The organism is Amycolatopsis sp. NPDC114484 (assembly GCF_055633755.1).
Genome location: NZ_JBVKDQ010000007.1, coordinates 296,604 through 323,072, shown reverse-complemented (window position 1 = coordinate 323,072; position 26,469 = coordinate 296,604). Strand labels below are relative to the sequence as shown.

General features: G+C 70.8%; 18 protein-coding genes. 6 read left to right on the top strand and 12 right to left on the bottom strand.

Features of this window, described 5'->3' with window-relative positions; genetic code table 11:
* Window positions 1–106: 106 nt before the first annotated feature.
* From ACZ7SW_RS20055 to ACZ7SW_RS20035, 5 genes are read right to left on the bottom strand one after another with little or no spacing between them, the layout of a single operon-like run.
* The gene (locus tag ACZ7SW_RS20055; protein ID WP_470231916.1) at window positions 107–1,219 is read right to left on the bottom strand and encodes a glycosyltransferase; all 1,113 of its coding nucleotides are present in this window, start codon (window positions 1,217–1,219) and stop codon (window positions 107–109) included.
* Window positions 1,216–1,992, bottom strand: a complete 777-nt coding sequence (locus tag ACZ7SW_RS20050; protein ID WP_470231915.1) for an alpha/beta fold hydrolase — start codon at window positions 1,990–1,992, stop codon at window positions 1,216–1,218. Before ACZ7SW_RS20050 ends, ACZ7SW_RS20055 begins: the two co-directional genes overlap by 4 nt.
* Window positions 1,980–2,270, bottom strand: a complete 291-nt coding sequence (locus ACZ7SW_RS20045) for a phosphopantetheine-binding protein (protein ID WP_470231914.1) — start codon at window positions 2,268–2,270, stop codon at window positions 1,980–1,982. The genes ACZ7SW_RS20050 and ACZ7SW_RS20045 overlap by 13 nt, the downstream gene beginning before the upstream one ends.
* A complete protein-coding gene (locus ACZ7SW_RS20040; RefSeq protein WP_470231913.1) occupies window positions 2,267–6,103 on the bottom strand; it encodes a beta-ketoacyl synthase N-terminal-like domain-containing protein in 3,837 nt (1,278 codons plus the stop codon). The genes ACZ7SW_RS20045 and ACZ7SW_RS20040 overlap by 4 nt, the downstream gene beginning before the upstream one ends.
* The gene (locus ACZ7SW_RS20035; RefSeq protein WP_470231912.1) at window positions 6,097–11,886 is read right to left on the bottom strand and encodes an SDR family NAD(P)-dependent oxidoreductase; all 5,790 of its coding nucleotides are present in this window, start codon (window positions 11,884–11,886) and stop codon (window positions 6,097–6,099) included. The genes ACZ7SW_RS20040 and ACZ7SW_RS20035 overlap by 7 nt, the downstream gene beginning before the upstream one ends.
* 273 nt (window positions 11,887–12,159) lie before the next feature.
* Between ACZ7SW_RS20035 and ACZ7SW_RS20030 the strand changes: the two genes are divergently transcribed.
* Complete coding sequence (locus ACZ7SW_RS20030; protein WP_470231911.1) at window positions 12,160–12,948, top strand: SDR family oxidoreductase; 789 nt, start codon at window positions 12,160–12,162, stop codon at window positions 12,946–12,948.
* A gap of 2 nt (window positions 12,949–12,950) precedes the next feature.
* Entirely contained in the window at window positions 12,951–13,916 is a 966-nt protein-coding gene (locus ACZ7SW_RS20025; RefSeq protein ID WP_470231910.1) for an aldo/keto reductase, read from the top strand.
* A gap of 416 nt (window positions 13,917–14,332) precedes the next feature.
* Here ACZ7SW_RS20025 and ACZ7SW_RS20020 read toward each other — a convergent pair whose 3' ends face one another.
* Together ACZ7SW_RS20020 and ACZ7SW_RS20015 are read right to left on the bottom strand one after the other, a co-directional pair.
* Entirely contained in the window at window positions 14,333–14,845 is a 513-nt protein-coding gene (locus ACZ7SW_RS20020; RefSeq protein ID WP_470231909.1) for a hypothetical protein, read from the bottom strand.
* A 226-nt stretch (window positions 14,846–15,071) separates the two neighbouring features.
* Window positions 15,072–16,055, bottom strand: a complete 984-nt coding sequence (locus tag ACZ7SW_RS20015; RefSeq protein WP_470231908.1) for a S1 family peptidase — start codon at window positions 16,053–16,055, stop codon at window positions 15,072–15,074.
* Between the two features lie 932 nt (window positions 16,056–16,987).
* Between ACZ7SW_RS20015 and ACZ7SW_RS20010 the strand changes: the two genes are divergently transcribed.
* Entirely contained in the window at window positions 16,988–17,794 is an 807-nt protein-coding gene (locus ACZ7SW_RS20010) for an SDR family oxidoreductase (protein WP_470231907.1), read from the top strand.
* A 189-nt stretch (window positions 17,795–17,983) separates the two neighbouring features.
* Here the strand turns inward: ACZ7SW_RS20010 and ACZ7SW_RS20005 are convergent, their stop codons facing one another.
* Complete coding sequence (locus ACZ7SW_RS20005; protein ID WP_470231906.1) at window positions 17,984–18,568, bottom strand: CGNR zinc finger domain-containing protein; 585 nt, start codon at window positions 18,566–18,568, stop codon at window positions 17,984–17,986.
* A gap of 51 nt (window positions 18,569–18,619) precedes the next feature.
* On the opposite strand from ACZ7SW_RS20005, the gene ACZ7SW_RS20000 reads away from it, so the two are divergent.
* Together ACZ7SW_RS20000 and ACZ7SW_RS19995 are read left to right on the top strand one after the other, a co-directional pair.
* Window positions 18,620–20,005: an MFS transporter gene (locus ACZ7SW_RS20000; protein WP_470231905.1), complete on the top strand. Its 1,386-nt coding sequence runs from the start codon at window positions 18,620–18,622 to the stop codon at window positions 20,003–20,005.
* 45 nt (window positions 20,006–20,050) lie between these two features.
* Window positions 20,051–21,172: an epoxide hydrolase family protein gene (locus ACZ7SW_RS19995; RefSeq protein WP_470231904.1), complete on the top strand. Its 1,122-nt coding sequence runs from the start codon at window positions 20,051–20,053 to the stop codon at window positions 21,170–21,172.
* A 57-nt stretch (window positions 21,173–21,229) separates the two neighbouring features.
* Here the strand turns inward: ACZ7SW_RS19995 and ACZ7SW_RS19990 are convergent, their stop codons facing one another.
* Window positions 21,230–21,556: an ArsR/SmtB family transcription factor gene (locus ACZ7SW_RS19990; protein ID WP_470231903.1), complete on the bottom strand. Its 327-nt coding sequence runs from the start codon at window positions 21,554–21,556 to the stop codon at window positions 21,230–21,232.
* Between the two features lie 149 nt (window positions 21,557–21,705).
* Between ACZ7SW_RS19990 and ACZ7SW_RS19985 the strand changes: the two genes are divergently transcribed.
* The gene (locus tag ACZ7SW_RS19985) at window positions 21,706–22,848 is read left to right on the top strand and encodes an FAD-dependent monooxygenase (RefSeq protein ID WP_470231902.1); all 1,143 of its coding nucleotides are present in this window, start codon (window positions 21,706–21,708) and stop codon (window positions 22,846–22,848) included.
* Window positions 22,849–23,131: 283 nt separating this feature from the next.
* On the opposite strand, the gene ACZ7SW_RS19980 is transcribed toward ACZ7SW_RS19985, so the two are convergent.
* The 3 genes from ACZ7SW_RS19980 to ACZ7SW_RS19970 all read right to left on the bottom strand — a co-directional run bounded on the left by ACZ7SW_RS19980 (window position 23,132) and on the right by ACZ7SW_RS19970 (window position 26,457).
* Window positions 23,132–23,773: a VanZ family protein gene (locus ACZ7SW_RS19980; protein WP_470231901.1), complete on the bottom strand. Its 642-nt coding sequence runs from the start codon at window positions 23,771–23,773 to the stop codon at window positions 23,132–23,134.
* Window positions 23,774–24,208: 435 nt separating this feature from the next.
* The gene (locus tag ACZ7SW_RS19975) at window positions 24,209–25,591 is read right to left on the bottom strand and encodes an MFS transporter (protein WP_470231900.1); all 1,383 of its coding nucleotides are present in this window, start codon (window positions 25,589–25,591) and stop codon (window positions 24,209–24,211) included.
* Entirely contained in the window at window positions 25,588–26,457 is an 870-nt protein-coding gene (locus ACZ7SW_RS19970) for an alpha/beta fold hydrolase (RefSeq protein WP_470231899.1), read from the bottom strand. The genes ACZ7SW_RS19975 and ACZ7SW_RS19970 overlap by 4 nt, the downstream gene beginning before the upstream one ends.
* Between the last annotated feature and the right edge of the window lie 12 nt (window positions 26,458–26,469).

Genomic DNA, 26,469 nt, shown 5'->3' with positions numbered 1-26,469 from the left:
TCCTCACCCCCGGCCCCGCGCTCAAACAGCCCAGAACCGTTTCGCCACAACGCCCGAGCAGACGACAACGTCGGCCTGACGCTCCCAGCCGGTACGAAACGCCCGCCTAGACCAACGCCTCCAGCCGCGCCGCCGCCTCCGCCGCGCCCCCGGCCGCGGCGAACGAGTCGCGGATGCGGACGGCCCCCGCGCGATATCCCGGAACCGCCGCGATCGCCTCGCGGATCTCCGGGGCCTTGGCGCGGTCGAAGCGCAGCCGGATCCCGGCCTGGGCGGCGACCACCTGATGGGCCAGGATCGACTGGTCGTCGCGGATCGGGGCGACCACCAGCGGGAGCCCGGCCGCCAGCGCTTCGCACACCGTGTTGTGCCCGCCGTGGCAGACCACCGCCGACGCCCGCGCGAACACCTCGACCTGCGGGATCCGCCGGGCCAGCTCGACCTCGCCGCCGACCAGGCGGCCGCCCGGATCGACGACCAGCCCCCGCACGTGCGGCATCCCGGACAGCGCGGCGACGCTCTCGGCGAGGAACCGCTCGCCCGCCGGCGCGTTGGCAGTGCCGAGGGTCACGACCACCAGCGGCCGTGAGTCCACAATGGACCGGACAGACCCGCCGGAGGGCGCGGGAAGCACCGGGCCGACGTAACAGACCGGCGCCGCGACCCTGGCCTGCCCGGCCAGTGCGCGGGTGGTGAACGCCACCACCAGGTGCGGCGAGAAACGCAGATCGGTGCGGAGGACTCCGTATCGCGCGCACAGTCGCGTTTGCAGCCCGGTCACCCAGGACGCGATCCTCGGCATCGACGCGAGGGGATCGGCCAGTTCGGCGGACGTCGAAGCCGACGTCGCCCACCGCAGCCCGCACCGCGCGGCGATCAGCGCGCCGGCCAGCGCCTGCTGATCGGCTACGACGACGTCGGGGCGAAAATCCTGGACCGCCCGCTGCACACCCGGCGCCATCGCTTCCGCGAGCGGGACCAGATAGGACTCCCAGAGGTATTTCAACGCGGCGAATCCGCGCAGTTCCGGCGGCCGGAGCGCCACCGCGAACGGCCGGGAGTCGCCCGCCTCGAACACCTGCCCGGCGACCAGCGCGGGCACCTCCGGCGCGGGCCCGCACCACGCCACCTCGTGGCCGCGCGAGGAAAGGGCTTCGGCCACCCCGCGCAACGGCGCGAGGTGCCCGGCGAGCGGCGGGACCACCAGCAGGAACCTCATCCCGAGTGCCGTCCGATCCACTCCAGCACCAGTTCGCGCACCTCGCGATGCCGCTCCACCAGCACCGAATGCCCCTGTCCCTCGAATACGTGCAGTTCGCCGCGCGGCAGCAGGGAAGTCAGCGCTTCGAGGTCGTCGGACTGGTAGCCGTGGCTGCCCAGGACGGACAGCACCGGGCAGCCGATCGCCGCCACCTCCGCCCAGGTGAGCAACGGGCCGAGCGGCACCTCCTCGGCCATCTTCGTCGACATGATCCTCTCGGCCGCCAGCCGCGCCAGCCGCCGGTGGTGCGCGCTGAAGTTCGCCTCGATCCAGGCGAAACTCTCCTCCGCCTGAAGAAATCGCACGGTGTGCGCGAGGATTTCGCTCATTTTCCCGGCCCACACCTCGGTCGCCGGCTCCGATTCGATGCACACGATGCTGCGCACCCGCGACGGATTGGCCACCGCGTAGCTGTAGGCGAGCGTGCCGCCGAAGCTGTTGCCCACGAGGTGCACCGGCCGCTCGACGCCGAGCTGGCGCAGCAGGTCGTCCAGGTCGGCGACGAAGTCGGCCAAGGTGTAGCCGCGGACCGGGCGCTCGGTCTTGCCGTGGCCGCGCAGGTCGTAGCTGATCACGTCGATGCCGGCGGCCGCGACCGGGGGCGCGAGTGTCAGGTGGAAGCTCGCGAGGCTGTCGGTGCCCATGCCGTGCAAGAACACCACGGTCTCGGTGCCGCCGGCGGGCACGAGCTGCACGTTGGTGCGCAGCCCGTTCACGGTCATCGTGGGCACGTGCGCTCCCCCACGAACCGGGCGATGTCGCCGACGGTCAGTCCGATGACGTCGTCGAGATCTTTCTCCGCGAGGTATTCGGCGAGGTTGACGTCGGCGCCGAAATACTCGGCGAGGATGCTCGCGAAGGTCACCAGGTCGATGCTCTCCAGCTGCAGGTCCTCGTGGAACGTCGTGTCGGGCGTGATCTCGACGCCGAGCACGTCGGCGTCGCCGACGAGTTCGCCGAGAAGCTCCGCGACGACGTCGAAAACGGCTGAGGCGTGGTCGATGGTCATGTCGTGCTCCTGAGTCGTGCGGTTGCGGTGTCACCGTTGAGTTCGACGTCGACAGCGAGGCGGGGCAGCACACGGCCTCGGCCGGACACCCGGCCGTCGTCGTGCACCCGGATCTCGGCCGGATAGACCGGTTCGGACAGCTCCGCGCGGACGGCGTCCTTGGCCGCGATGCGGGTCAGCAGCCAGCCGCGCTGCCGACGCGGCGGCAGCGCGGCGAATTCCGCCCGTTCCTCGGCGGCGAGGTAAACCCCGGCGTAGATTTCGCGCGCCGCGACGGTCGGCCAGCGGTCGGTGACGCAGACGCTCCCGTCGGCCAAGCGCTCCGAGAGCAGATGCCGGTCCGGGAAGGCATAAACCCGATGGGCCGCGCGGTCGCACGGGAACCGGACGTCTCGCCAGCCCTCGACGGTCGCGAGCACCCGGCCGTCGCGCACCAGTTCGGCGTCCATCTCCAGGACGTCCGGTCTCGGCAGCCGGGTCCGCACCAGGCACTCGACCCTCGATCCGGGCGGGGGTTCGGCCTCGTGCCAGGTGATCCGGCCGATCGACCGGGGGAAGGCGAGCAGGTCGTCGGACCGGGTCGCCATCAGCCAGCAGCCGAGCAGCTGGCCCACGTTGTCGAGCAGTCCGCCGGGCGCGGACGGCACCACCAGCTCGCCTCGGATGTGCTGTTCGCCGAGACCGGTCAGCCGGGCCAGGCCCTGGTACGCCGGGCCGTGGAACATCTCGCGCCGCGCGTAGATCTCGGCCGCGCTCAACGGTGGCGGGGTCTCGGAGGCGGGTGTTCCGGTGCGCTCCGGCGGGGGCGCGAACTCCCCCACTTCGACGGTCAGCAGCGCGTACGGTCCGATCTCGACGGTCACGTGGTCGCCCTGGCGGCTGAGCGACAGCGGCACCTGCTGGGCCGGCGCGGCGATCAGCCACCGCGAGAACACGGCGTCGCGGACCGTGACCGCCGTCGTGCCCGGCCAGGTCCGTTCGACCGCCCGGCAGGCGAGATCCGCCAATGTCGTGGCGGGCACCACCGGCCGGAAGTCGGTTTCGTCCGGCCAGTCGTCGCGTTGCCGGAAGAAGCGATGGTCGCGCAGGTACGGCATCGCGGCCAGCGAAACGTCCACAATGGACTCAACGCGGCGCTGCGCGGCGGCCGCGACGACGTCCGCCGCCGTCTGGCGGGTCTGGTCGAGCAGTGCGGCGAACTCCGCGGCGACCGCACCGGGCACCCCTGCGGGAAGCTCCGGCAGGCTCCGGTCGTCGACCAGGCCCCGGGCCCGATTTCCCAGCGACAGCAGGGGACTTCCGGTGTTGAGCCGGATCCGCACCGGTTCCGCGGCGGCGAAGTCGGGGTCACCGCCTTCGACCCACACTGCAGTCGCGGCACGGCGGAGCTGAGCGAGCCCGGAGCGCGCGGTGGACCCGGCTGCCACGACCAGATGCCGCCGGTCGCCGAGCGTGTCGGCGACGAACGAGCCCAGCTGACCGGCGCCGACCTGGACGAAAACGCGGAACCCGGCGCTGTGCAAGGCCTCGGTCAGCTCGCGGAAGCGAACCGGGCGCACGAGATGGTCCAGGTACAGCTCGCGAATCGCGTCCGGCTCGGCGGGGTAGGGCCGCGCGGTGGTGGCCGACCACACCGGCCCCTCGGGTTCCCGCAGGTCCAGTTCCGCGGCGAGCCGGGCGAACGGCGCCAGGCGCGGCCGCATCAGCGGAGTGTGGAAGCCGGACCGGAACGGCAGCGTCCTGGCGACGATCCCGTTGCCGCGGCACGTTTTGGCGAACGCCGCCACCGCGTCGGGCGGCCCGCACACGATCGTCTGCCGCGCGGCGTTCTCGTGGGAGATCACGAGGTCGCCGGGGAGCAGCCCGGCCACCTGCCCGGCCGGGCTGCCCAGCACCAGGTAGTCCGCCGCGGGCAGCTCGAATCCTTCGGGCCAGTACCGGTCGAGCAGGTCCGGTTCGGGCCGGTACATCCCGGCGGCCTGCATCGCGGTCCACTCGCCCACGCTGTGCCCGGCGAACGCGTCCGGACGGATCGCCAGCCGCCGCAGCGCCTCGTCGAGCAGGAGCCCGGCGGCCGACACGCTCGCCGCGCGGGCGGGCACGCTCGCGGTCGACCAGCGCGGGCAGTCGAGCCGGAAGTGCCGGGCGACGTCGGCCAGCCGCGGTTCGGCGTCCGCTTCCAGCCCCGGATACAGGAACGCGGTCTTCCCGGCCGGCAGCAACGGATCGGCGGTGCACCAGAGGTCGCCGCTGTGCCACGCCCGGCCGGTCGCCGCGACCTTGCCGAGCACCTTGCGGGCGGCGGCCAGCTTGCGCTCGTCCGGACCGGCGATCCCGATCCGGCACCGCCCGTGCCCCGGCTCCCCCGGCCGGTCGAGCCGGTCCAGCAGCTCCGCCGGGGAGTCCGCGGCCAATCGCAGCACGCGTTCCGGCTCGTCGACGCGCACCCGGCGTTTCGGCGCGCGGTCCCCGGCCTCCACGACGACGTGCGCGTTCACCCCGCCGAACCCGAACGCGCTGACCGCGGCCACGCGCGGCAGCGCGCCCCACGGCTCGGCCTCGGCCAGCACCCGGAACCGCGTCTTGTCGAGCAACGGGTTCGGGTCGGCGCAGTGCAGCGTCGGCGGGAGCACCTCGTGGTGCAGCGCGAGGGCCACCTTGACCAGCCCGGCGACCCCGGCCGTGGGCAGCGTGTGCCCGATCATCGATTTGACCGAGCCGATCACCGCCCGCCGCCCGGAGGTCCGGCCGAAGACCTCGGCGACGGTCGTCAGCTCGGCCGCGTCCCCGGCGGGCGTGGCCGTGCCGTGCGCCTCCAGCAGCCCGATTTCCGCCGGGTCGTACCCGTCCCAGGCTCGGCGCAGCGCCAGGGTCTGCCCGGCGACGGACGGGCTGAGCAGGCTCGCGCCCCGCCCGTCGCTCGACGTGCCGCTGGCCCGGAGCACGGCGTACACGCGGTCGCCGTCGCGCCGGGCGTCGGCCAGCCGTTTGAGCACGACGACCGCCGTGCCCTCCCCGATCAGCATGCCGTCGGCGGCGCGCGAGAGCGGGCTGATCCGCTGGCTCGGCGAAAGCGCGCCGAGCTGGGTGAACAGCGACCAGAGCGTGTCGTCGTGCGTCTGGTGCGTTCCGCCGGCCAGCACCGCGTCGCAGCGGTGCCGGGCCAGTTCCCCGATCGCCTGGTCGACCGCGACCAGCGACGACGCGCACGCTGCGTCGACGGTGTAGGCCGGGCCGCCGAGGTCGAGCCGGTTGGCCACGCGGGCCGCGGCGAGGTTGGGCACCAGCCCGGCGGCGGTCTCCGGCCGGAACTCGCCCAGGGTTTCGCGCAACGCCGCGCGCAGCCGGTCGAGCACGTCCGGCGCGGTTCCCGGCATCAGTTCGCTGACCGTGCGGGTGATCTGCCGGACCGTGCGGACGCGCTGGTCGAAACCCCGCAACCCCGGGGAAAGGTAGCCGCCGCGGCCGAGCACGACGCCGATCCGTTCGGGGTCGCCGAGACGGCCGAGACCGCCGGCGTCCTCGACCGCGGCCACCGCGACCGCCAGCGCGGTCAGCTGGTCCGGCTCGATCCCGGCCAGGGACGCCGGGGGCACGCCGTGGGCGGCCGGGTCGAATTCGAGGGTGTCCGGAGCGAAGCCGCCGCGCCGTCCGTGGGTCCGGTCCGGACCGGTGCCGTCGCGGCCGTGAAACGCCGGATCGCTGCGGTCCGGCGGGATCTCGGTGACCGCGTCGGCGCCCTCGACGAGGTTCCGCCAGTACTGGTCCACAGTGGACGCTCCGGGGAGGAACACGCCCATCCCGACGAGCGCGACCGGCTCCTGCTTCACCACAGCGACGCCGTGTACAGCACTGCGCGATCAGTTCCGTAGGCGAGTTCGCGCAGCAGCGCCGCGACGCCCTCGTCGGCGTCGAGCAGATCGACGCCCCGGCGTTCGTACTCGCGGGCCAGCTCCGGCGAGACCATTCCGCCGTGCGCCCCGCCGGGGGCCCACGGTCCCCAGTGGACGGTCACGGCGCGGCCGGGCCAGGCCGTGCTCAGCGCTTCCAGCCCGTCGTTCGCCGCGGCGTAGTCGGTCTGCCCGCGGTTGCCGAGCACTGCGGCGATGCTGCCGAAGAAGGTGACGAACCCGGGCTCGGCGCCGAACTCCGTCAACGCGGAAAGCAACGCACGGGCACCGTCCACTTTGGTGCTAAAGACGGTGCGGAACGACTGCTCGTCCTTGTCCGCCATGAGTTTGTCGTCAATGACACCGGCGGCGAACACGACGCCGTCGATCCGGCCGTGGCGCGCCATGAGGTCTTTGACCAGCTGGTGCACGGCGTTCGCGTCGCGCACGTCGAGCGACTCGTACGCCGGGTCGCCGCCCGCGGCCCGGACCTCGTCGAGAGTCCGGCCGATTTCGCGTTGCGCCAGAAGGGTCCGCACCTGGCGTTCGATGTCGGCCACCGATCCTCCGCGCCCGGCGAGCACGGCCCGCATGGCAGCGGGATCGGCGGGAAGGTCGTCCGCTTCGCCGGGCCACGGGGTGCGTCCGGCGAGTTCGACGTGACAGCCGGACGCGGCGAACGCGACCGCCGCGCGGGCGGTGATCCCGCGGGCCCCGCCGACGAGCAGGACCACGGACTCCGGACCGAGGTTCAGTGCAGCGAGTTCGCCTCCGCCCGGGCCAGCACCGGAGTAGGCGATCGAGCCGAGGTCCTGGGGATGCGGCTCGATCGTGAAGCGACCGCCGTGGTCGTGCGCGACGACTGACGGGCCGTCGCTGCATGCCTCGTCGACCATCACCTTCGCGACGTCCTGAACGACTTCGACAAGCCGCGTCGCACCATCGCGTTCCAGCCCGGCCGAGCGGACCAGGCCGCGCAGCCCGGCGACGCCCGGCTCGGCCGCGATCAGGACGGTTCCGTTCAGTTTCTTGAGCCGTCCGAACAGCTCCGGTGCCGTGGTGCCTTCGGCCAGCAGCACCGTGACGTCGGCGTCTCCGGGGACGATTTTCGCTCCCGCGCAAGCGAAAGCGTCCCGTACGGACTCGTCGCCGCCCAGTACCGCCACGGACTTCCCTTGCAGCCGCGCGGGATCCGGGTCGAGCGGGACCGGCACTCTGGCGAGCCGGTACCGGCGCGGCGCGGCAGCCGCCGGAGCGGGCGACAACCAGCCCTCCAGGTGCGCGGCGAGGGCGTGGGCGGTCCGGTCGCGGCTGAGCTGGTCGGTGCGGTCGTCGGCGGGCAATCCCAGCCTGCCCAGCAGGGTTCCGGCGATCTCGGTCCGTTTGATCGAGTCGATCGACAGGTCGGCCTCCAGGTCGAGGTCGCCGTCGATCATCTCCGCCGGGTAGCCGGTGCGTTCGCTGATCACGCCGATCACCGTTGGCAGCACTGCCAGCACGTCAGCGGGGGCGATCTCGGCTACTGCCGGTTCCGGTTCTGCCGCCGGTGCTTCGAGCACTACCGGTGCCGGTGGTGCTACAGCGGGGGCGGGGGCCGAGACAGGCGCGGCGCCGAGGTAGCCGAGCATCACCTCGCGCTGTGCGGCGACCAGTTCCCGGGCGGTGCGCAGGAAATCGACGACCGCCTGGTCGCGGCTGGGGGCGGGTTCGGTCATCGCGGTGCTCCGTATCCGTCGGGCCGGGGGAAGGGCGGGAACTTCGGAACCGGGCGCGCGGACGGACCGCCCGTCGACCGCCCACGCGGTGGCGGCCGGTCCGGGGCGCGCCGGCCGGGTCAGCCGCTCGGTGCGCACCGCGACGCCCGCTCGCGCGAGGCGGGACAACGCGGTCAGGAAAGCCTTGAGATCGGGTCCGCACGCGACGACGGTGTGCGGGCGGTCGCCGAGGATTTCCGCCACCAGCCGGGTCAGCACCCGGCCGGGGCCGACCTCGACGAACGTCCGCGCACCGGCCGCGTACATCGCTTCGATCTGGTCCAGGAACCGCACCGGTGCGCAGATCTGCGCCGCGAGTTCGCCGCGGACGTCGTCTTCGTACGGCCGGGCCGTCCGGTTCGACCACACCGGCGACCGGGGCTCCGTGATGGTCTCCTCGGCCAGCCGCGCGGCGAAGGCGTCGCCAGCTCCGGCGACCAGCGGGCTGTGGAACGCGCACGCGACCGGGATCCGGTTCGCCGCGATGCCGGTCTCTCGCAGCCGCCGGATCGCGCGCTCCACCGCCGGGACCGGTCCGGAAAGGACGGTCTGCTCGGGCGCGTTGTGGTTGGCCACCATGACATCCGGACCGATCAGGGTCGAGGTGAGGACGTCCCGCGACGCCTTGACCGCGGCCATCGTGCCCGGCACGGCGACGTCGGCGATGGCGTTCGCCCGGGCCCGGCTGAGCCGCACCAGAGTTTCGGTGTCGAACGCGCCCGCGACCGAAAGCGCGACCAGTTCGCCGTAGCTGTGCCCGGCGAGGAAGTCCGGCCGGACGCCTGCTTGGTCCAGAAGCCGGGCGACCGCCGTTTCGACCAGCCCCAGCGCGGGCTGCGCGACGCGGGTGTCGGTCAGCGCGTCCTCTTGGGACTGAACGATCTCGGGGTCGAAGGCGTTGGGAGGGAAGGCCGTCGCCGCGACCTCGGGAGCGAGCCGCAGGACGTCGGCCAGTTCGGGGAAGTACACGAACAGCTCGGCGAGCATGCCGGTCCGCTGGCTGCCCTGGCCGGGGAAGAGGAAGGCGATCTTGCCCGGATCGGCTGCGGTCCCGGTGATTCCGGTGATTCCGGCCAGGATTCCCTCGGCTTCGGCGGGCCAGTCGCGGAGCCCGCGCCGCCGGTCCGGAGCGACCGGGCCCGCGCCGAGCACGGCGTGGAAATTGGTGCCGCCGAAGCCGAACGCGCTCACGCCGGCCAGCCGGGCCGGGTCCGCCCACGGCCGCGCCGCCGTCGTGAACGTGAACGGGCTGGCGGCCGCGTCCCAGGCGGCGTTGGGCTTGGCCAGGTGCAGCGTCGGCGGCACGACCTCGTGCCACAGCGCGAGCGCGGCCTTGATCAGCCCGGCCAGCCCGGCCGCGCATTTCGTGTGGCCGATCTGGCTCTTCACAGAGCCGAGCGCGCACGAGCCGGGCCCGGCCCCCGCCTCGGTGAAGAAGTTCGTCAAAGCGCGCAGCTCGGTCGCGTCGCCGACGACCGTGCCGGTGCCGTGCGCCTCCACCAGTCCGACGTCCGCCGGGGACACCCCGGCGGCGCGGTAGGCCCGGTCCAGCGCCCGATGCTGCCCTTCCGGGCGCGGCGCGGTGAGGCCGAGCGCTTTGCCGTCGCTGGCCGCGCCCACGCCTTTGACCACGGCGTAGATCCGGTCGCCGTCGCGCTGAGCGTCGCCGAGCCGCTTGAGCACCAGGCAGGCGACGCCTTCCCCGAGCGCGATGCCGTCGGCCGAGGTGTCGAACGGACGGCACCGCCCGGTCGGCGAGAGCGCGCCCGCGGCGGTGAACATCAGGTAGTCGTGGATGCCGTTGTGCAGGTCGACCGCGCCGCAGAGGACGAGCGAGCTGGTCCCGGCGCGCAGCTCCTTCACCGCGAGATCCAGTGCGGCCAGGGAAGATCCGCAGGCGGCGTCCACGGTGTAGTTCGCGCCGCCGAGGTCGAGCCGGTTGGCGATCCGGCCGGAGATGACGTTCGCGAGCGTGCCGGGGAAGGTGTCCTCGGTCGGTTCGGGCAGCTGCTCCCGGAGCCCGGGCGGGAGCTCTTCGAAGTAGCCGTCGAGCAGCGAGCGCAGCGTGCCCGCGTTGGCGAGGTCACCGCCTGCCTCCGCGCCGAAGACGACGCTCGTGCGCTCCCGGTCGAAGTCCCGGTGCGCGTACCCGGCGTCCGCGAGCGCCCGGCGCGCGGTCTCCAGCGAGACGAGCTGGGCCGGGTCGATGCTGCCCATCGCCGACGGCGGGATGCCGTAGTCCAGCGGGTCCACCGGAAGCGGCGGGAGGAATCCGCCCCACTTCGACGTCGACTGTCCGAAGTAGACCTCCGGATCCCAGCGCTCGCGCGGCACCTCGGTGACGGAGTCCTCGCCGCGCAGGATGTTCGACCAGAACGCCTCGACGTCGGGCGCGCCCGGGAAGGTGCACGCCATGCCGACGACGGCGATGTCGCGGCCCGAGGTCTCCGCCGGTCCGGTCTCGCGGGCGAACGTCCGGCCCGAGGAGACCTCCGCGTGCAGCTCGGCGACAGTCGTCCGGCGATCGCGCAGCACCGCGACCTCCCCCGCCAGGTACATCCCCTCGGCGAGCTGGACTTCCGCGCTCAGCCGGGCGCCGTCCCGGCGAACACCCTTGCTGGCGATGCGAAGGCGTCCGGTGTTCAGCTCTTCGAGCCGTTGCCAGGCTTCCTGCGCGGGCACGTCCCGCAGGCTCGCCTTGAGCTGTTCAAACTCCGTCGCGTACGGGCTGAGCAAGCACCGGGTGCGGTGGCCCGGCGCGGTTTCGAGGGTGACGGTGGTGTCGGCGGCGAGGGCGCATTCCTGGAACAGGCGAGTGATCGCGCCGTGCTTCACCGCCTCTTCGGTGAACAGGTAGGCGGTGCCCATCAAGATGCCGAACGCGTCCAGGGGAGCCGCCATCGCGGCGACCATCGCGGCCGAACGGGCGTCGTGGATCCCGCCCGCGAACAACACCTCGACGTCCTTCTCCCCTTCGAGGACGGCCAGCTGCTCTTCCCACAGCTCGAAACTCGACCGCGGGCCGACGTGCCCGCCGCATTCCGCCCCTTCGAAGACGAACCGGCGCACTCCGGCGTCGAGGTACTGCCGGAGCAGAATCGGCGAGGGCACGTGCAGGAAGGCCGCGATGCCCTCGGCTTCCAAAGCCTTGGCCTGCCCCGGTTTCCCGCCCGCGATCAGCACGCACCTCGGGCGGACCGCCCGGATCGCGGCGAGCTGCTCGGCTCGCAGGCCGTCGGGCACGAAGCCGAGAATGCCCGCGCCCCAGGACCGCTCGCCCAGCCGCTCGGCGGTCCGGGTCAGCAGCTCAGCGGTGCGCGCGCCGTTCGCGGTGGCGACCGCGACGAACGGGAAACCGCCCGCGTCCGCGACCGCCGCCGCGAACCCCGGCTGGTCGCTGACGCGCGTCATCGGGCCCTGGACGACCGGCAGCGCGGTGCCCAGCGTCCGGCACAACCCGCCGGGCAGCGTCGCGGCGGGCAGTTCCGCCCCGATGATCCGGCGGACGCTTTCCTCCGTCGCGGACGGGAGGACTACGCCCGCCGCACCGCCGGCGAGCGCGCCCACCGCCGTCCGCGGCCCGGCGGCGCGACCCCACACCGGGACGTCGAAGCTGTTCAGAAGCTGTTGCAGCAAAACGAAATCACTCAGCTCGCCTTCGCGGGCGACGAGCCCCAGCGCACCGCCGCGGACCGCTTCGGCAGCCGTCTCCCCGTCCGCGACCTCGGCGAGCGCGCCCGCCCACGGCGCTTTCGTCCGGATCGCGAAGGCCGCGCCCGCGGGCACCGGCCCGTCCGTGCGCACGCCGTACGGCACGCGGACCCGCGCCGCGACCAGCCGCAGTTCCGCCGGATCGGTGCCGTCCAGCACCCCCAGTCCCCCGCCGCGCGCGACGGCTGTCACCGCGTCGGGGCCGCCGACGCCCAGGCACCGCAGCCGTCGAACGTGCGACGGCGGGACGAGCTCGACCATCGGCGGACCTCCTGTAGACGGGATCGGCGGTCTCCGGCGGATGATCGCCGCGGAACCGGTCCTAGGAATAACGCACCGGCCGCGAAAAATGCAATACCGGACGCGGTTAATTATCGCCGGACGTACCGCCGGGGCCACCCGCCTGCTAATGTCGGAAACCGAGGAACAATGCCACCACAACCCTCTGACCAGCACTTTTATCACGCAGCTCACAGTCCGGAAATACACTTTGCTCACCCCGGTGACAATGCCGCGAACAATAATGGAGACCACGTGGAACTGAGCGGACGGGTAGTCGTGCTCACCGGCGCGGCGCGCGGGATCGGCGCGGCCATGGCCCGCCGGTTCGCCGCCGAGGGCGCGACCGGGGTCGTCGTGTCCGACGTCGACGAGGCCGGCGCCGAGCGCGTGGCGGAGGAGATCCGGGACGCGGGCGGGCGGGCCGTCGCGGCGGCGACCGACGCGACGTCCAAAAAGGACTTGAAGGCGCTGGTCGCGGGGGCGCGAGCCGAGTTCGGGCCGGTGGATCTGTTCTGCGCCAACGCCGGGGCCGCGTTCGGCACCGGGGTGCACGCGGCGGACGACCAGTGGACGAGGTCGTGGGAGATCAACGTCATGCAGCACGTCCACGCCGCCCAGGCGGTGCTGCCCTCGATGCTCGCCCGGGGCGAGGGCTACCTGCTGCTCACCGCGTCCGCCGCGGGCCTGCTCGGCACGCCGGGCGACGCGCCGTACTCGGTCACCAAGCACGCGGCCGTCGGGCTGGCCGAATGGCTGGCGATCACCTACCGCCCCCGCGGGGTGCGGGTCAGCGCGCTGTGCCCGCTCGGCGTCCGCACCGCGCTGCTGGAACCGGGCATCGCGGCCGGCCACCCGGCCGCGCTGGCCATCGCGGCCGCCGCGCCGCTGCTCGAACCCGAGGACGTCGCCGACGCGGTCGTGCGCGGGCTCGCCGGGGAGGAATTCCTGATCCTGCCGCACGAATCGGTGCGGGAAACGTTCGCGCGCAAGGCCCGCGCGGTCGACGCGTGGATCGCCGAGACGGCCGTCCGGGGAGGTTGAAAGTGGAGTACCGCAGGCTCGGCACGAGCGGACTCGCGGTGAGCGAGATCGCCTACGGCAACTGGCTCACCCACGAAGCGCCCGGCTGCGTCGCCGCCGCCCTGGACGCGGGCATCAATACCTTCCACACGTCGGCAGCCTGGGACGGCGGCGCGGCGGAAGCGGCCCTCGGCGCGGCGTTCGCCGGCACCCGTCGCGAGGACCTGGTGCTGTGCAACGGCGTGTTCTGGCCGGAAGGCCCCGGGCCCAACGACTCGGGCCTGAGCCGCAAGCACGTGATCGCGTCGCTGGAAGGCTCGCTGCGGCGTCTGCGAACCGACTACGTCGACGTCTTCCAGCTGCTGCGCTTCGACTACAAGACCCCGGTCGCGGAAACGTTCCTGGCCCTGTCCGACCTGGTGCGCCAAGGCAAAGTGCGGTACGTCGGCACCGCGGAGTGGACCGCGGAACAGCTGACACAGGGCGCGGAAGCGGCGGCGCGGTACGACGTGCCGCTGATCGCCAACCAGCCGCACTACTCGATGCTGTGGCGAGTCGCCGAAGCGCAGGTAATGCCGGTGTCGGAGCGGCTCGGCATCGGCCAGTTCGCGTCGGTCCCGCTGGCCCAAGGCGTCCTGACCGGAAAGTACCGCGACGGCGTCGTCCCGCCAGGCTCGCGCGCGACCGGCCCGGCCCATGCCCGCCCGGTGCTGTACCCGGAACTGCTGGACCGGGTAGAACTGCTGCGAGGCGTCGCGGACGACGCCGGTTTGACGATGGCCCAGCTCGCCCTCGCCTGGACGCTGCAGAACGAGACAGTGGCCGCGACAGTCATGGGAGCGAGCAGGCCGGAGCAGGTGACCGAGAACGCGAAGGCAGCGGGGGTCCGGTTAGATCTGAACGTGCTGATGCGGGTGGACCAGCTGCTGGGCAGCTTCGTACAGACCGATCCGCGGCTGGTGTGGTCTCCTCCGGCTCAGTTGCGGTAGCTGATCCCCCCCGCCCGAACAACCTGGAAAGCCACTTCAAACGCGCGACTTCGGCCGCTGCCGCGGGGAGTCCGCGATCGTCTTCTGCAACGGGAACACCCGGGTGCGCGAGGTGCTGAGATTCGACGGAACATCCGAGTCCAGCGACATCTCCTGCCGCGTTCACCTGTCTTCTGCCAAAGCCGCGTAAACGACTGGGTTGTTCGCCGCCGATGCCGAGCTGTTCTTGTGAGCACGACTCCATTCAGGACATTCGCCCAGAAGCCGCCCCGCTCGGAGGGTCGCCCCATGCTGCTGCGAGTGGGACTTGGACAGTGCGTTTCCCAGTACCTAGTTCTGGGTCGGAGCAGCGGAACCGCCCGTTCCCGACACACCGGACCGCAGCGCCGACTCGCCTTCGGACGACGCGCTCGTCCTTATCGCAGATCCCAAGGCAGAAGCCCACCGGCAGTCACCCGGACCAGCTCAAGCCGTTCCTGATTCTCTTCGATGAGAGAAAGCGTCTCGTACGCGTACGCCGCGGCATCCACCCGCCGTCCCGAGAAGATCTCCGCATACAGCAACCAGATCCCCGGTTTCGCCGCTGCCACACACTCGGCGGCAAGATCCCGCCCTTCGCGTTCGGCTCGCTCCGACTGGCCGTCATCTCCGACCGGGGACAGGAGCAACTCCAGGAACTTGGCCCGCGCGTAGTCAGAGACATCGTCCGCCAATGCCGCCAACGCCACGGACACGACGGGAACGACCGGTTCGTGGACGAACGAAGACACGAACACGTGTCCCTCGAAGATCTCGGCGCCGAAGCCGCTCGACTCGTCAGCCCGGGCGAGCCGCATCAAGTCGTCTGCGACATGTGCCGCTGATCGGCCACAGGCGCAGTGCTTCCGCGACCAATCATGACGCGTGATTTCGAGGTCCAGAAGCAGCACGAAAGCACCCTACTCTCAGTCACCCCGGGCACCGCCCGCTGCGCCGACTGCGACAAGCGGGATGTGGTTCACCACCAGGGTTCCTGAGCGCGATCAGCAACCGAAACCATGTTCTGCTTTCGCCAGATCGGTTGTCGGCGGGCGACCGTCGAGCCAGAAGCGAATCAGCGCCTCGTGCACGGGCGTGCCGTCGAGAGGACCAGTGCCTCCCGACGGCACCCGAGGGTCAGGACTGGGGCAACGTCACGCCGTACCTCTTGGCCGACAGCGTGGCCGGGAAGAAGCACGAGGTCTGGGTGTCTCCGCCGGAGAGGGTGCCGAGACCCTTGCCCCCGTCGTAGGCCGGACCGCCGGAGTCGCCGTGGTCGGAGTGCGCGGTCGTGCAGAACTCGTGGTAGACCGTGTAGCCCTCCGCTTCGAAGGTGTAGTCGACCTTGGTGACCTCGCCCGACGTCACGCCGGAGGTGATCCCGGCGCGCTTGATCTGCTCGCCCACCGTCGCGTCGGCGAACTCGGTGATCTTGGTGCCGTCGTTGATCTCGCTCGGCCCCTCGCCCGAAGCGTTCTCCACGAGCATGTTGTCTTCGTCGGGGAAGACCGCGTCGACGGTCTTGCCGTCGTTCCACGGACCGCCGCCGCCGAGTTTCTCGCAGTGGCCGGCGGAGAGGAGCAGCTTCTTGCCGTCCTTCTCCACGTTGAACCCGTTGGAACAGGACGCTTGGCCGTTGCTGATCTTGTCGCCGCCCTTGATGAACAACGACATGGCGCCGGGATGGTGTTCGACTCGGACCATGTCGCCGTACTGCCGGGCGGTGTCGAGCAGCATGGTCTGCTGCGCCTTCGGGGTGGCGTCGTAAACGTCGACGACGACCTGGTTGCGGGCGAGGTCGAGGCCCCAGCCGGCGCTGGGCACGCCGCCGGTGGAGTCCAGGTGCTGTTTCACCGCGCCGAGTTGGCCCAGGCTGTACCGCACCACCTTCGCTTTCAGGCCGGAAGCGCGCACCTTGGCGGCGTCGGTGTCGTTCAGCACCGTGACGACCGAGGCACCGCTGTCGTCGAGGTAGTGCCCGCCGGTGGCGGAACCGAGGCTGTTCATGACTGCGGCCGGGGTCGCCGCCGCGGACGCGGCGGGAACGGCGGTCATGGCGAGAGCCAGCGTGCCGAACGAGCCGACGGCGAGGACGCTCAGCCTGAAACGTGTCGATCGCATGTGTTTCCTCCTGCGCGGAACGGGGGAAAGGACGTGCACCGGGTGGGGAGTCCGCATCCGGACCTCCGGATTCGGTGCCGAGCTCGGCTAGGTGCGGAGGCGCCTCCTCCTTGGGACGTCGGATAACCGGACCGGGACCATGGACCTCCAGTTCGGGCCGACTCGTCGTTGAAACTGCACTTGATCAATCTCAGGTTTGTGATTCTCGAACAGCTTCGGGCAATCGCGACACCGACGAAGGTAGGTTCACGTTTGTCGCAGTCCCGCGCCCGAACGGCGCAGCGGCGGTGACGGGCGCGGCTCGCTCAGTCCGAATCGATGCCGCGGTGCTCAGCCGACGGGGCGTGACCGCGTCGTGCGCGAGTGTCCACTTGAGACGATCGCTTCCGCGTCCGGCGGGGGTGCCGCCGATAAGACGAAATGCTCGGCCCGGCGGCGTAGTCGCGTTGACAATCACCAGACGTCGGCCTCGACGTCGCCGCTACGACCGCCTGTGGACCCTCCACGGCAAGCATCCGCCCCGGGTGGCGACCCAACAGATCTCCGCCCACTGGCGCCCTCACGCGGATCGAGCACGACTTCGGCTACGCCGTTGCGCATGCCTACGCCGGACACAACGGCCAGAACCGCACCCGCTCGCCACGTAGTCCGTCGCCTCGGCAGTGGCGAACGCAACGTTCCCGACACCGATTGTTCCGGGCTCACGAACCAGAACCGACTCGGCATTGATGCCGGGCCGGTTCCATTCGGGTCCTCGAAATCCGTGGCACTGCTGGAGCGCGAGGTGAATAAATGGAGATCATGGATCATGGCACCACGCAAGGGTGGCTCTCACAGTACCTGTATCGCCAGGGTCTCCTGGACGTCTAAAACGCCTGTCAACCTGGTTGAGCAGACACCCTGACCGACAACGACATAAAAGACGGAGACTAATGACAGACAACCAATTCACCACCCACACAGAACTTTTCGATCTGAGCGGGAAACGCGCACTTGTCACCGGCGGCACCAGGGGTATCGGAATGATGATCGCGCGCGGCCTTCTCCAGGCAGGCACCCGCGTTATCATCAGCTCACGCAACGCAGACGCATGCGCCGAGGCACAGCATCTGCTGTCCGAATTCGGCGACGTGCAAGCAATCCCCGCCGACCTTTCCAGGCACGACGAATGCCAGCGACTCGCCGAACTCGTCCAAGCCGACTCGGACCGCCTGGACATCCTCGTCAACAACGCGGGCGCGATGTGGCGCGAGCCGCTGGAGACGTTCCCGGACGAGGCCTGGGACACGGTGCTCGACCTCAACCTCAAGTCGCCGTTCTGGCTGGTGCAGGCGCTGCTGCCCGCACTTCGCAGGGCGGGCGCCGCCGATGGTCCCGCGCGGGTCATCAATATCGGCAGTATCGCCGCCATCCACGTCGCCCAGTCGCCCAACTATTCGTACGCCAGCAGCAAAGCGGCACTCCATCAACTCACCAGAGTGCTCGCCAGGGAACTGGGCCCACAGCACATCACGGTGAACGCGGTGGCCCCGGGAGTGTTCCCGTCGCAGATGATGGCGTCCACGCTCGACGCCGTCGGCGACACGATCGCGGCGGCGACCCCTCTGCGCCGGCTCGGTCGCGCCGACGACATGGCGGGTATCGCCGTGTTTCTCTCCAGCCGGGCGGGGTCCTACCTCACGGGCACCGTCATCGCGGTGGACGGCGGCATCGCGACGACGGCATCGGGGACTCCCTAGGCGTCGGCGCTAGGTTTTGCCAGCGGCCGACCGGGATGGAGACTCCGTATTCGAGCGCGGGCGGGATTTGCAGATCCTCTGCGACGTCGCGGTCAGCATCGGCGAACTCGAGGACGTGCAGTGCTGGGCTGATCTTGCACTGAATAGCCGGACGAAATCCCGGAGCCGGTCGGGGTCGGGCGCCAGCACTCACTGCGGGCTGCGACGGCTCCGGTAGGCCGCGACGCTGGCCCGGTGCGCGCAGTTTCGGGTGCAGTACTGCTTCGAGCCGTTGCGCGACAGGTCCACGAAAGTGGCTCGACAGTTCAGCCCGGCACATACGCCGAGGCGGGCGGGACCGAACGTGGCGATCACGGAGGCCAGTGCGCTGAGCGTGGTCGCGGCGAGGTGCGCCGAGCAGCGGTCGGTGTCGGAGGCCACCTCGGTCCACCAGCGGTCGTCCTCGTTGCGCAGTACCGGGGTGGCGCGGCTGCGACGCAGACCGTCGTTGATCAGCGCCGCAGCTTCGACCGCGTCCGTGTTCGCGCGTTCGAGCACCTCGCGCACTGTCTCGCGCAACGCGCGGACTTCCGTCAGGTCGGCCCGGGTGAGATGCCGCGGACCGGCCCCTTGGGTCGCGGCCGAACTCGGAGGCTCAGCCCCGGGATGGGCGGCAAGGAAGTCCCGGAGCTGCTCCACGGTCTCGAGCGCGTCCTCTCCCTTGATCGGCATCAAGGTGTTGGCCAGGTCGACGGCCGTCTGGACCGCCGCCGGCCTGTGATACGCATCCTGCATTTGACGTGTCTCCCTTCTGCTCCGTATGGTGACACTCAAAGGAGCTTTAGCATGTCACAACCTACCCGGCAGGAGACGCTCCCGCCTGCCGTCGCCCCGGACGGGCGTCGGCTGGGGCTGACTTTGGGGATGCTGGTGCTGCCGATGTACGTGGCACTGGGAGCGCCGTCGGTGGCCCTGCCGGCCATCGGCCGCGCACTCGAGGTGCCGTTCGGGGCCACCGCATGGATTCTCGCCGCGTGGTCGCTGACCTCCGCGCTCGCGATGCCGGTCGCGGGCCGGCTGCTGGTCCGCTGGAGCCCCTTCCAGGTCCTCGTCGCCGGGGTCGTGGCGCTCGCCGCGGGCTCCGTGCTCGCCGGAGCCGGGCCGACGCTGTCCGTCGTGATCGTCGGCCGGCTGATCGGCGGAGCCGGGGCGGGCGCGACCGTGATCGCTGTCTTCGCCGCGGCCAGCGTTCTTCCCGGGCGGCAACGGATCCGCGCGCTGGGAATCATCGCGGCCGCCAGCGCGATGGCCTCGGGGTGCGGGACGTTGTTGGGCGGGGCGGTGACCGCCTGGCTCGGATGGCGTGCCGTGCTCGCGATCCCGGTCCTCGCGCTGCCTCTCCTGCTGACAGCCTTGCCTAGCAGGCACGCACTGATGCGGAGCGGTGAGCGAAACGGCTCGACCGGGCGACTCGATATCGTCGGCGCGGCCGTGCTGTCGATACTCGCCGGTTCCTTGATTACGTTGCTGCAAGCACATTCGGTCGGCCTGCCCGCTCCGGTCACGCTCGTCGTGGCTGCCGCTGGGGCACTTTCCGCCGTCGGCCTGTGGCGGCGTGTGCGAAGCAAGCCCGACGGATTCGTGCCCCGACGGGTGATCGCATCCCGCGGCTTCCTGGCGGCCGGGCTCATCGGCGGGACCGTCTTCGCCGGCTACTACGGGGTGCTGTTCCGCGCCCCGTCCCTGATTGAGCAGGCCACGGGCGGCGGCCCCCTGGAAGCCGGTGTGCTCTTGGTCCCGGCGGCCGCCTGCTCGGTGCTGGCCGGGCGACTAGTCGGGACTTTGACCGACCGGTTCACCGGCTGGCAGGTGTCGGCCGGACTCGCGGCGCTCACCGTCGTCGGCGTACTCGTGGTCGCGATCTTCACCGGGCCGATCCCCGTTGTCGTCGGCACCGCGTTGACCGTGTGCGGATTCGCTGGCGCCCAAGCCGTACTGGTGGGCCTCGCGCCGGACCTGGTCGCCGCGGACGACCGCGACACCGCACAGGGCCTGCTCAACTTCATGAACGCCCTGGGCGGCGGGATCGGTCCGGCCGCCGTCGCGGGTCTGTCCGGCATCGTGGCGGCACCGGTCGCCCTCGCCGTACTCGCGGCACTCCCCCTGGCCGGACTAATTCTCAGCCTGACCCGACGCCCCGAACCAGACGCCGCGCGCGGGAGCCCGCGATGACTGACCACTCGCCTCTGCCCCGAGAACGCCTTAAGGAGCCTTGCCATGTCCGCCGAACCATTCGAGGTCAGCATCACCGAAGCCGAGATCGCGGACCTGCGTGAACGATTGCGGCGGACCCGGTGGCCCGAGCGCGAGCCGGTGGACGACTGGTCGCAGGGTTTGCCGCTGGCGTACGCGCAGGAGCTTTGCCGCAGCTGGGCCGAGGACTACGACTTCGGGTTCGCCGAGCGGCTGAACGCGTTCCCGCAGTACCGCGACACGATCGACGGGCTGGGCATCCACTTCCTGCACGTCCGCTCGCCGGAGCCGGACGCGTTCCCGCTCGTGCTCACGCACGGGTGGCCGGGTTCGGTGCTCGAGTTCCTGGACGTCCTAGGCCCGCTGACCGACCCGCGCGCGCACGGCGGCGACCCGGCGGACGCGTTCCACGTCGTCGCGCCGTCGTTGCCCGGGTACGGCTGGAGTGACAAGCCGCCGACGACCGGGTGGGGCGTCACTCGCACCGCGCGCGCCTGGGACACGTTGATGGTCTCGCTGGGTTACGAGCGGTACGGCGCACAGGGCGGCGACTGGGGCTCGGCGGTGTCCGGCGCGCTGGGCGAGGTGGAGCCCGAGCGGGTCGTCGGCGTGCACCTGAACCTGGGATCCGTTGCGGCAGGCGCATTCGACGACCCGACACCCGCGGAGCTGGCGAATCTCAAGGCCGAGAAGGAAATGCAGCGCACCGGCCGGGGTTACTCGGCGATCCAGGCGACCCGGCCGCAGACGCTCGGCTACGGCCTCACCGACTCCCCGGCGGGGCAGGCCGCCTGGATCGCCGAGAAGTTCTGGGCGTGGACGGACAACAACGGCCATCCCGAGAATGCGTTGTCGCGGCAGGCAATCCTCGACGAGATCTCGGTCTATTGGTTCACCGCGTCGGCCACGTCGTCAGCGCGCCTGTACTGGGAGAGCTTCGCCAACTTCCGGGACAAGGTGACCGCGCCGTCCGGGCTGTCGGTCTACCCGCGCGACATCACCCGCCCGTCGAGGCGGGAGGCGGAGCGGCGGTTCACCGACCTGCGCTGGTTCGAGGAGCTGCCACGTGGTGGTCACTTCGCCGCACTGGAGCAGCCGGAGTCGTTAGTCGCGCAGGTGCGCGGGTTCTTCCGCCTGTTCCGCTGACCGTCTAAGCCGCCCCGCATATGTCACAGAAGATGTGCGTAGCGATTTCCGGCGTGCTCACTGAGGAGCGGTACCGCCTCGGGGCTCCGCATCCAGGAGTGCGAGGAGCCCGGGAAACCGCTTCTCGATGTCCGCGCGGCGCAGCCGGACGCCCTTGCGGTTGCCGTAGTCGATCTCGTCAATGAGGCCCGCCTCGCGAAGCACCCGGAAATGGTGGGTCTGGGTCTGCTTCGAGATCGGAAGATTGAACGAGTTGCAGCCCCGTTCGCTGTCGCTGCGATCCGCGGCCAGCTCCGTCATCACCGAACGACGGTGCTCGTCGGCGAGGGCGCGAAAAACCGCGCCCAGCTCCAGCGCATCGGCCTCCGGCCCGACCTGGTTCATCGCGACACCTCCTTCAGGTACGACTTGCATCGTACCTCAACGAGGTGCTTTACTCAGGTACGAATTTGATCGTACCTTCTCCTGGTCGCGCCGCGCTGTGCCGCCGCTCGCCGGGGATCTGGTCATCGACACTCCGAGAGGTCACCGTCATGAAGAAGCGCGAGGTGCTGATAGTCGGCGCCGGAATCGCAGGGCCCGCACTCGCCTACTGGCTCTCCCAGCACGGATACCGGCCGACGGTCGTCGAACAGGCCCGGCAGCTGCGCTCCGGCGGCAGCGCGATCGTCGTGAAGGGGCCCGCGATCCCGGTCGCCGAGCGCATGGGCATCCTCCCGCAGCTCCGCGGGCTCGCCACGCGCAATCGGTCGCTGACCCTGCTCGACCCCGCCGGCAGGCGAATCCTGCAGCTCCCCCTCGTCTCGGGCGACGCCCCGACGGTCGAGGTGACCCGAGCCGACCTGTCCGAAGTGCTCCACCAGTCGGCGCAGCCCGAGGCCGAGTTCTTGTTCGACGACACGGTCACCGCTCTCGACCAGGACGGAGGCGGGGTCGATGTCACCTTTCGACGGTCCGCGCCGCGGCGCTTCGATTTGGTAGTCGGCGCGGACGGGATGCACTCCACAGTGCGGCGTCTGGTCTTCGGACCCGAGCAGCAATTCGTGAGCGATCTGGGGATGTATGGCGCGACCGTCCCGTTGGAACCCGACGCCATCGAGGACCCGGCCGAGATGACGATGCTGACCGTGCCGAATCGAATGCTGGTCATCCACCCCTCGCGGACCACCCCGCTCGCGATCTTCACCTTCCGGGCCGCGCAGCTGGAACCCCACGGCCGCAAGAACATCGCTCTTCACAAACAGACGGTGGCCGACGCCTACGCCGACATGCGGTGGCGGGTGCCGGAACTCGTGGCGGCGTACCTCGACCACCCGGCTCCGTTCTTCGACCGCCTCACCACCGTCCGGATGCCCTCGTGGTCGCGCGGACGGGTCGTGCTGCTCGGCGACGCGGCGGGAGCGACAGCCCTGCTGGGCGACGGGTCCAGTCTGGCGATGGCGGGCGCGTACGCACTCGCGGAAGAGCTGGCCGCCCATCCAGGCGAGCACGCTCGTGCCTTCGCTGCCTACGAATCGCGACTCCGCCGTGAACTAGCCCCGCGGCAGCGACGCGTCGGCCTGGTCTCGCGGCTCATGGTTCCCCGTACCCGGCCGGGCCTCGCGGTGCGCAACACGGTGGCCCGCGCGGTCAATCGCACGAGCCGGATCTCCGCTCGCGAAGCCGTGAATCGGTAGGCCAGAGCTGTACCGACCCGGTCGGCGGGCAGCTCCGCCGTAGCCCCTCAGCCGGGTCGGTGCCACCATGTCCGACGAACCCGGCTCGGCGACAAGACGATCTCGAACTCCGTCCGGCCGTTCGGCTGTACCCGGAATCCGAACGACTGCCACACGGGCAGTACTGCTTGACTTTCTATCTGAGTTTGGCGCTGCAGTTGCCGAAGACTGGCCCTCTGCCGCAGTTTCGCGCGCGGCCGGACGCACGCGAGCATTGTTCGCGGAAGCAGACCGTACCCACACGCTAAAGCCGATCGGCGGCACGAGAACCCGACTTCCCCGGACGAGCCGTACCGCGAAAATCCGGCAGTCCAGCAGCGCGAGTCGTCGGGCTGGAGGCTACGGACTCGAGGCCCACGCGAGGACGAGGGATCGTCGGCGAAAGAGCGCACCAGAGACCGCGAGTCAGGCTCGCGCTGGCGGTGGCTCCGATCGTGTTCAGCAGTACGTCGTCGGTGGCGCTGACCCGGCCGGCGTCCAGCAGGTACTGCACGGCTTCGATGCCGATCGAGACGAGCGCCGCGGCCGCTGCTACCCGGGTGAGTGACCGCAGCCAGCGCACCCGGAACGGGACTAGCGCCGCGAGCGGTGCCAGCAGCACCAGGTTTCCCGCGATCTGCCAGCCCGCGTCTTCGCCCAGGCCGGCGACGTCCTGGCCCGGAATCAGATGCAGGGTGCTGCCTTCGCCGTCCCCGGCGGGTGCCGTGACCAGGACGACGACCAGCCCGCTGAAGAGCAGAATCGCTGTGTCGATCGCGGCGGTGAACGTCGCGATCGAGGCCGGCGAGCGCCGGCTCCGGCGCACCGCCAGCACTACCCACAGGATCTGCGACACCGGCAACGCAACGACCGTCACCGGAATGATCCGTTCGATCACTGTGTCCATCCCGCGCCTCTCCGCTGAACACCCTTCGCAAGATCACCTTCGCATCGGTCCGGGAGAGTGTCGTGTCGTCATGATCACCCGACCTGGTGGAGGCCGCGCACCGGCCGGATCGCCGAATGCCGGGTCTTGCAGTGGGTTCGAGCAGACACGTTCACTCGACGGCCGGGGGACGCAGTTACGCCGGTCGTGTAGCTGCGAGGACTCGGTGCTGGATGCGCTGGCCGCGTGGTGTCGGCTCGGGGCGAGTTCGTCGAGACGATAGTGGAAGCATGCGTGGGCGTGTTTGTTCGCGGACAGCATGGATGTCGTGAGCGAGTCGGAGAGCTTGCCGGTGTCGTGCGAGGCGCTTGGCACCGACGAAGCAATCGACGGCACAACGGTTGACTACAAAACGGTCCGCGACATCAACCTCATGCTCGGCCCCTCGGCGGTCGATCAGTCCCGCTTCGCCAACTCCCGAAACCCGCCGATCGCGCACATCATGGCGAACCCGAAAGCCGCCGCCTCGTAGGTCATCGCGTGCCATAAGGCGTCGCCCGCGGTCGCGGCCGGTGCGGTGTAAGCGATGCCCGCGAATGTGACACCCAGTGTTCCGCCCAGTTGTTGTGCCGCGGGAAGCAGGCCGGAGACCGAGGCCGCTGCCTCGGGGCGGACCCTGGCGATGATCTGGGTGAATGCCGACGCGGTGAACACCCCGAAGGCGACTCCGCCGGCACACAGCGCGAGCCAGTACAGCCAGAGCAGGTCGTCGCTGTCGATGAGCACCGGGACGGCGATGGACACCAGTCCCATCGCGAGCGAGGAAGCGGCGAGCGCGCGGGGGCCGAACCGTCTGCCCACTCTGTTCGCGATCCGGCTCCCGGCCAGCGCTCCGACGGCGTACGGGGTGAGGCTCAGGCCTGTCTGAAGTGGACTCCAGCCCTTGGCGCCCTGCAGGTGCGTCGACAGCAGCAGGGTGAAGGACGGGACGCCCGCGTTGAAGACCAGCACGACGACCAGGCCCCATCTCGTCACCGGTTCGGCCAATGTGGACGGTTGGATGAGCGGTTCCGCCACCTTGCGCTGGGAGACCACGAAACCGGTCAGCGAAACAGCGGCCAGGGCCAGGCTTGCCCAGGTCCACGGCGGCCAGTCGGCCTCGCGTCCCATGGTCAGCGGGAACACCAGCAGTGCGAAGCCCAGCAGGCTCAGCGCCGCACCGATCGGATCGACGCGCTGGGGCTTGCGTTCGTCCCGGACGGACGGCAGTGCGGGCGAGAGCGCGAGGGCGGCGATCCCAACGGGAACGACCAGCAGCATCGCCGCTCGCCAGCCCAGGCCCAGCGGGTTGAGCTGGGTCAGCACGCCGCCGAGCACCGGACCGGCGAGCGAGGCCGCCGCCATCGTCCCGCCGAAGGCGCTCAGCGCGGCGGGACGGCGGTTCGCGGGCACCGCCGACTGGATGATCGACAGGATCTGGGGCGCCATCAGGCCGCTGCCGAAACCTTGCAGGGCGCGTCCGGCGATCAGCACCCACGCCTCCGGTGCGGCGGCGGCCCCGATCGAGGCGGCGGTGAACAACGCCATCCCGGTGACGAACATCGCGCGGTAGCCGTACTTGTCCCCCAGCCGCGCGGAGACGATCAGCGAGCAGGCGTAGGTGAGGGTGTAGGCGGCGAGGACCAGCTGGGTCTCCGCGGCCCCGGCGCCCAGGTCCCGCTGGACGTCGACCACGCCCACCTGCATGACCGTGACGCTGAACAGCTGGACGAAGGTGCCGGACAGGACGATCGGCAGCAGAAGTCGTTGAGCGGGCGGCGAAAGACGCACCGAGCTCATTGGTCGGACCGGTGCAGGGCGACGGCGGTGAGCGTCGTCGCGAGCTCGTCCGGCCGGGTCACGAACGGGGAATGGCCGCCCGGCAGGGAGTGCACGCGGAACGGGTTCTCCGGCGTCAGCCGGTCCGCCTCGGCGATGATCAGGTCCTGGGTCGCGGGCGGCAGGGCGAGGTCGCCGGCCAGCCGCACGTAGGAGCGGGGGATCCGGCCCCAGCGCGCCGCGGAGACCGGGACCGGCGTGGTGAAGTTCGCGAACGGGAGGTCCGGGTGCAGGAACTGCCGCCACGATTCCGGGCTGTCCGAAGGGAGATCGTCGAGGAACGCCCGGCGGATGACGTCGGTGACGGCCAGGTCGGGGGAAAGCGGGTTAATGCGGATCGCGCCGAGTTCGGCCGGATCGCCGACCGGCGGGATCTGGACCGCGCCCGCGTTCTCCTTCGCTTCGATGTACTCGGCGAACCGGGGCCGGCCCGCGGGCACGAACGCGGACAGGTAGACGAGCCGGTCGACGAGTTCCGGCGCCTGCTCGGCGGCGGCGGACGCGGCCGCGCCTCCGGCGCTGTGCGAGACCAGGACGACGTTGCGGTACCGGGTGCGGGCGCTGATCAGCGCGTCGAGCACGACGTCGGTGCTGTCCTGCACGGTGACGTCGCGCAGGGCCGACCGTTCGCTGGCGAAACCGGGTTGGCCAGGCAGGAAGTACCCGCTGGGGACAGGCGCGTCGAGCCCGCTCCCCGGCAGGTCCACGGCGACGCTGGCGAGGCCGTGCCGCGCGAGCGCGCGCTGCGTCGACGTCCAGTGCAGGGCGGAATGCCAGGCACCGTGCACGAGCAGGAGGACGGTCTCGGACGAGGAGGGTCGGGTCACTTCGGGTCCTTC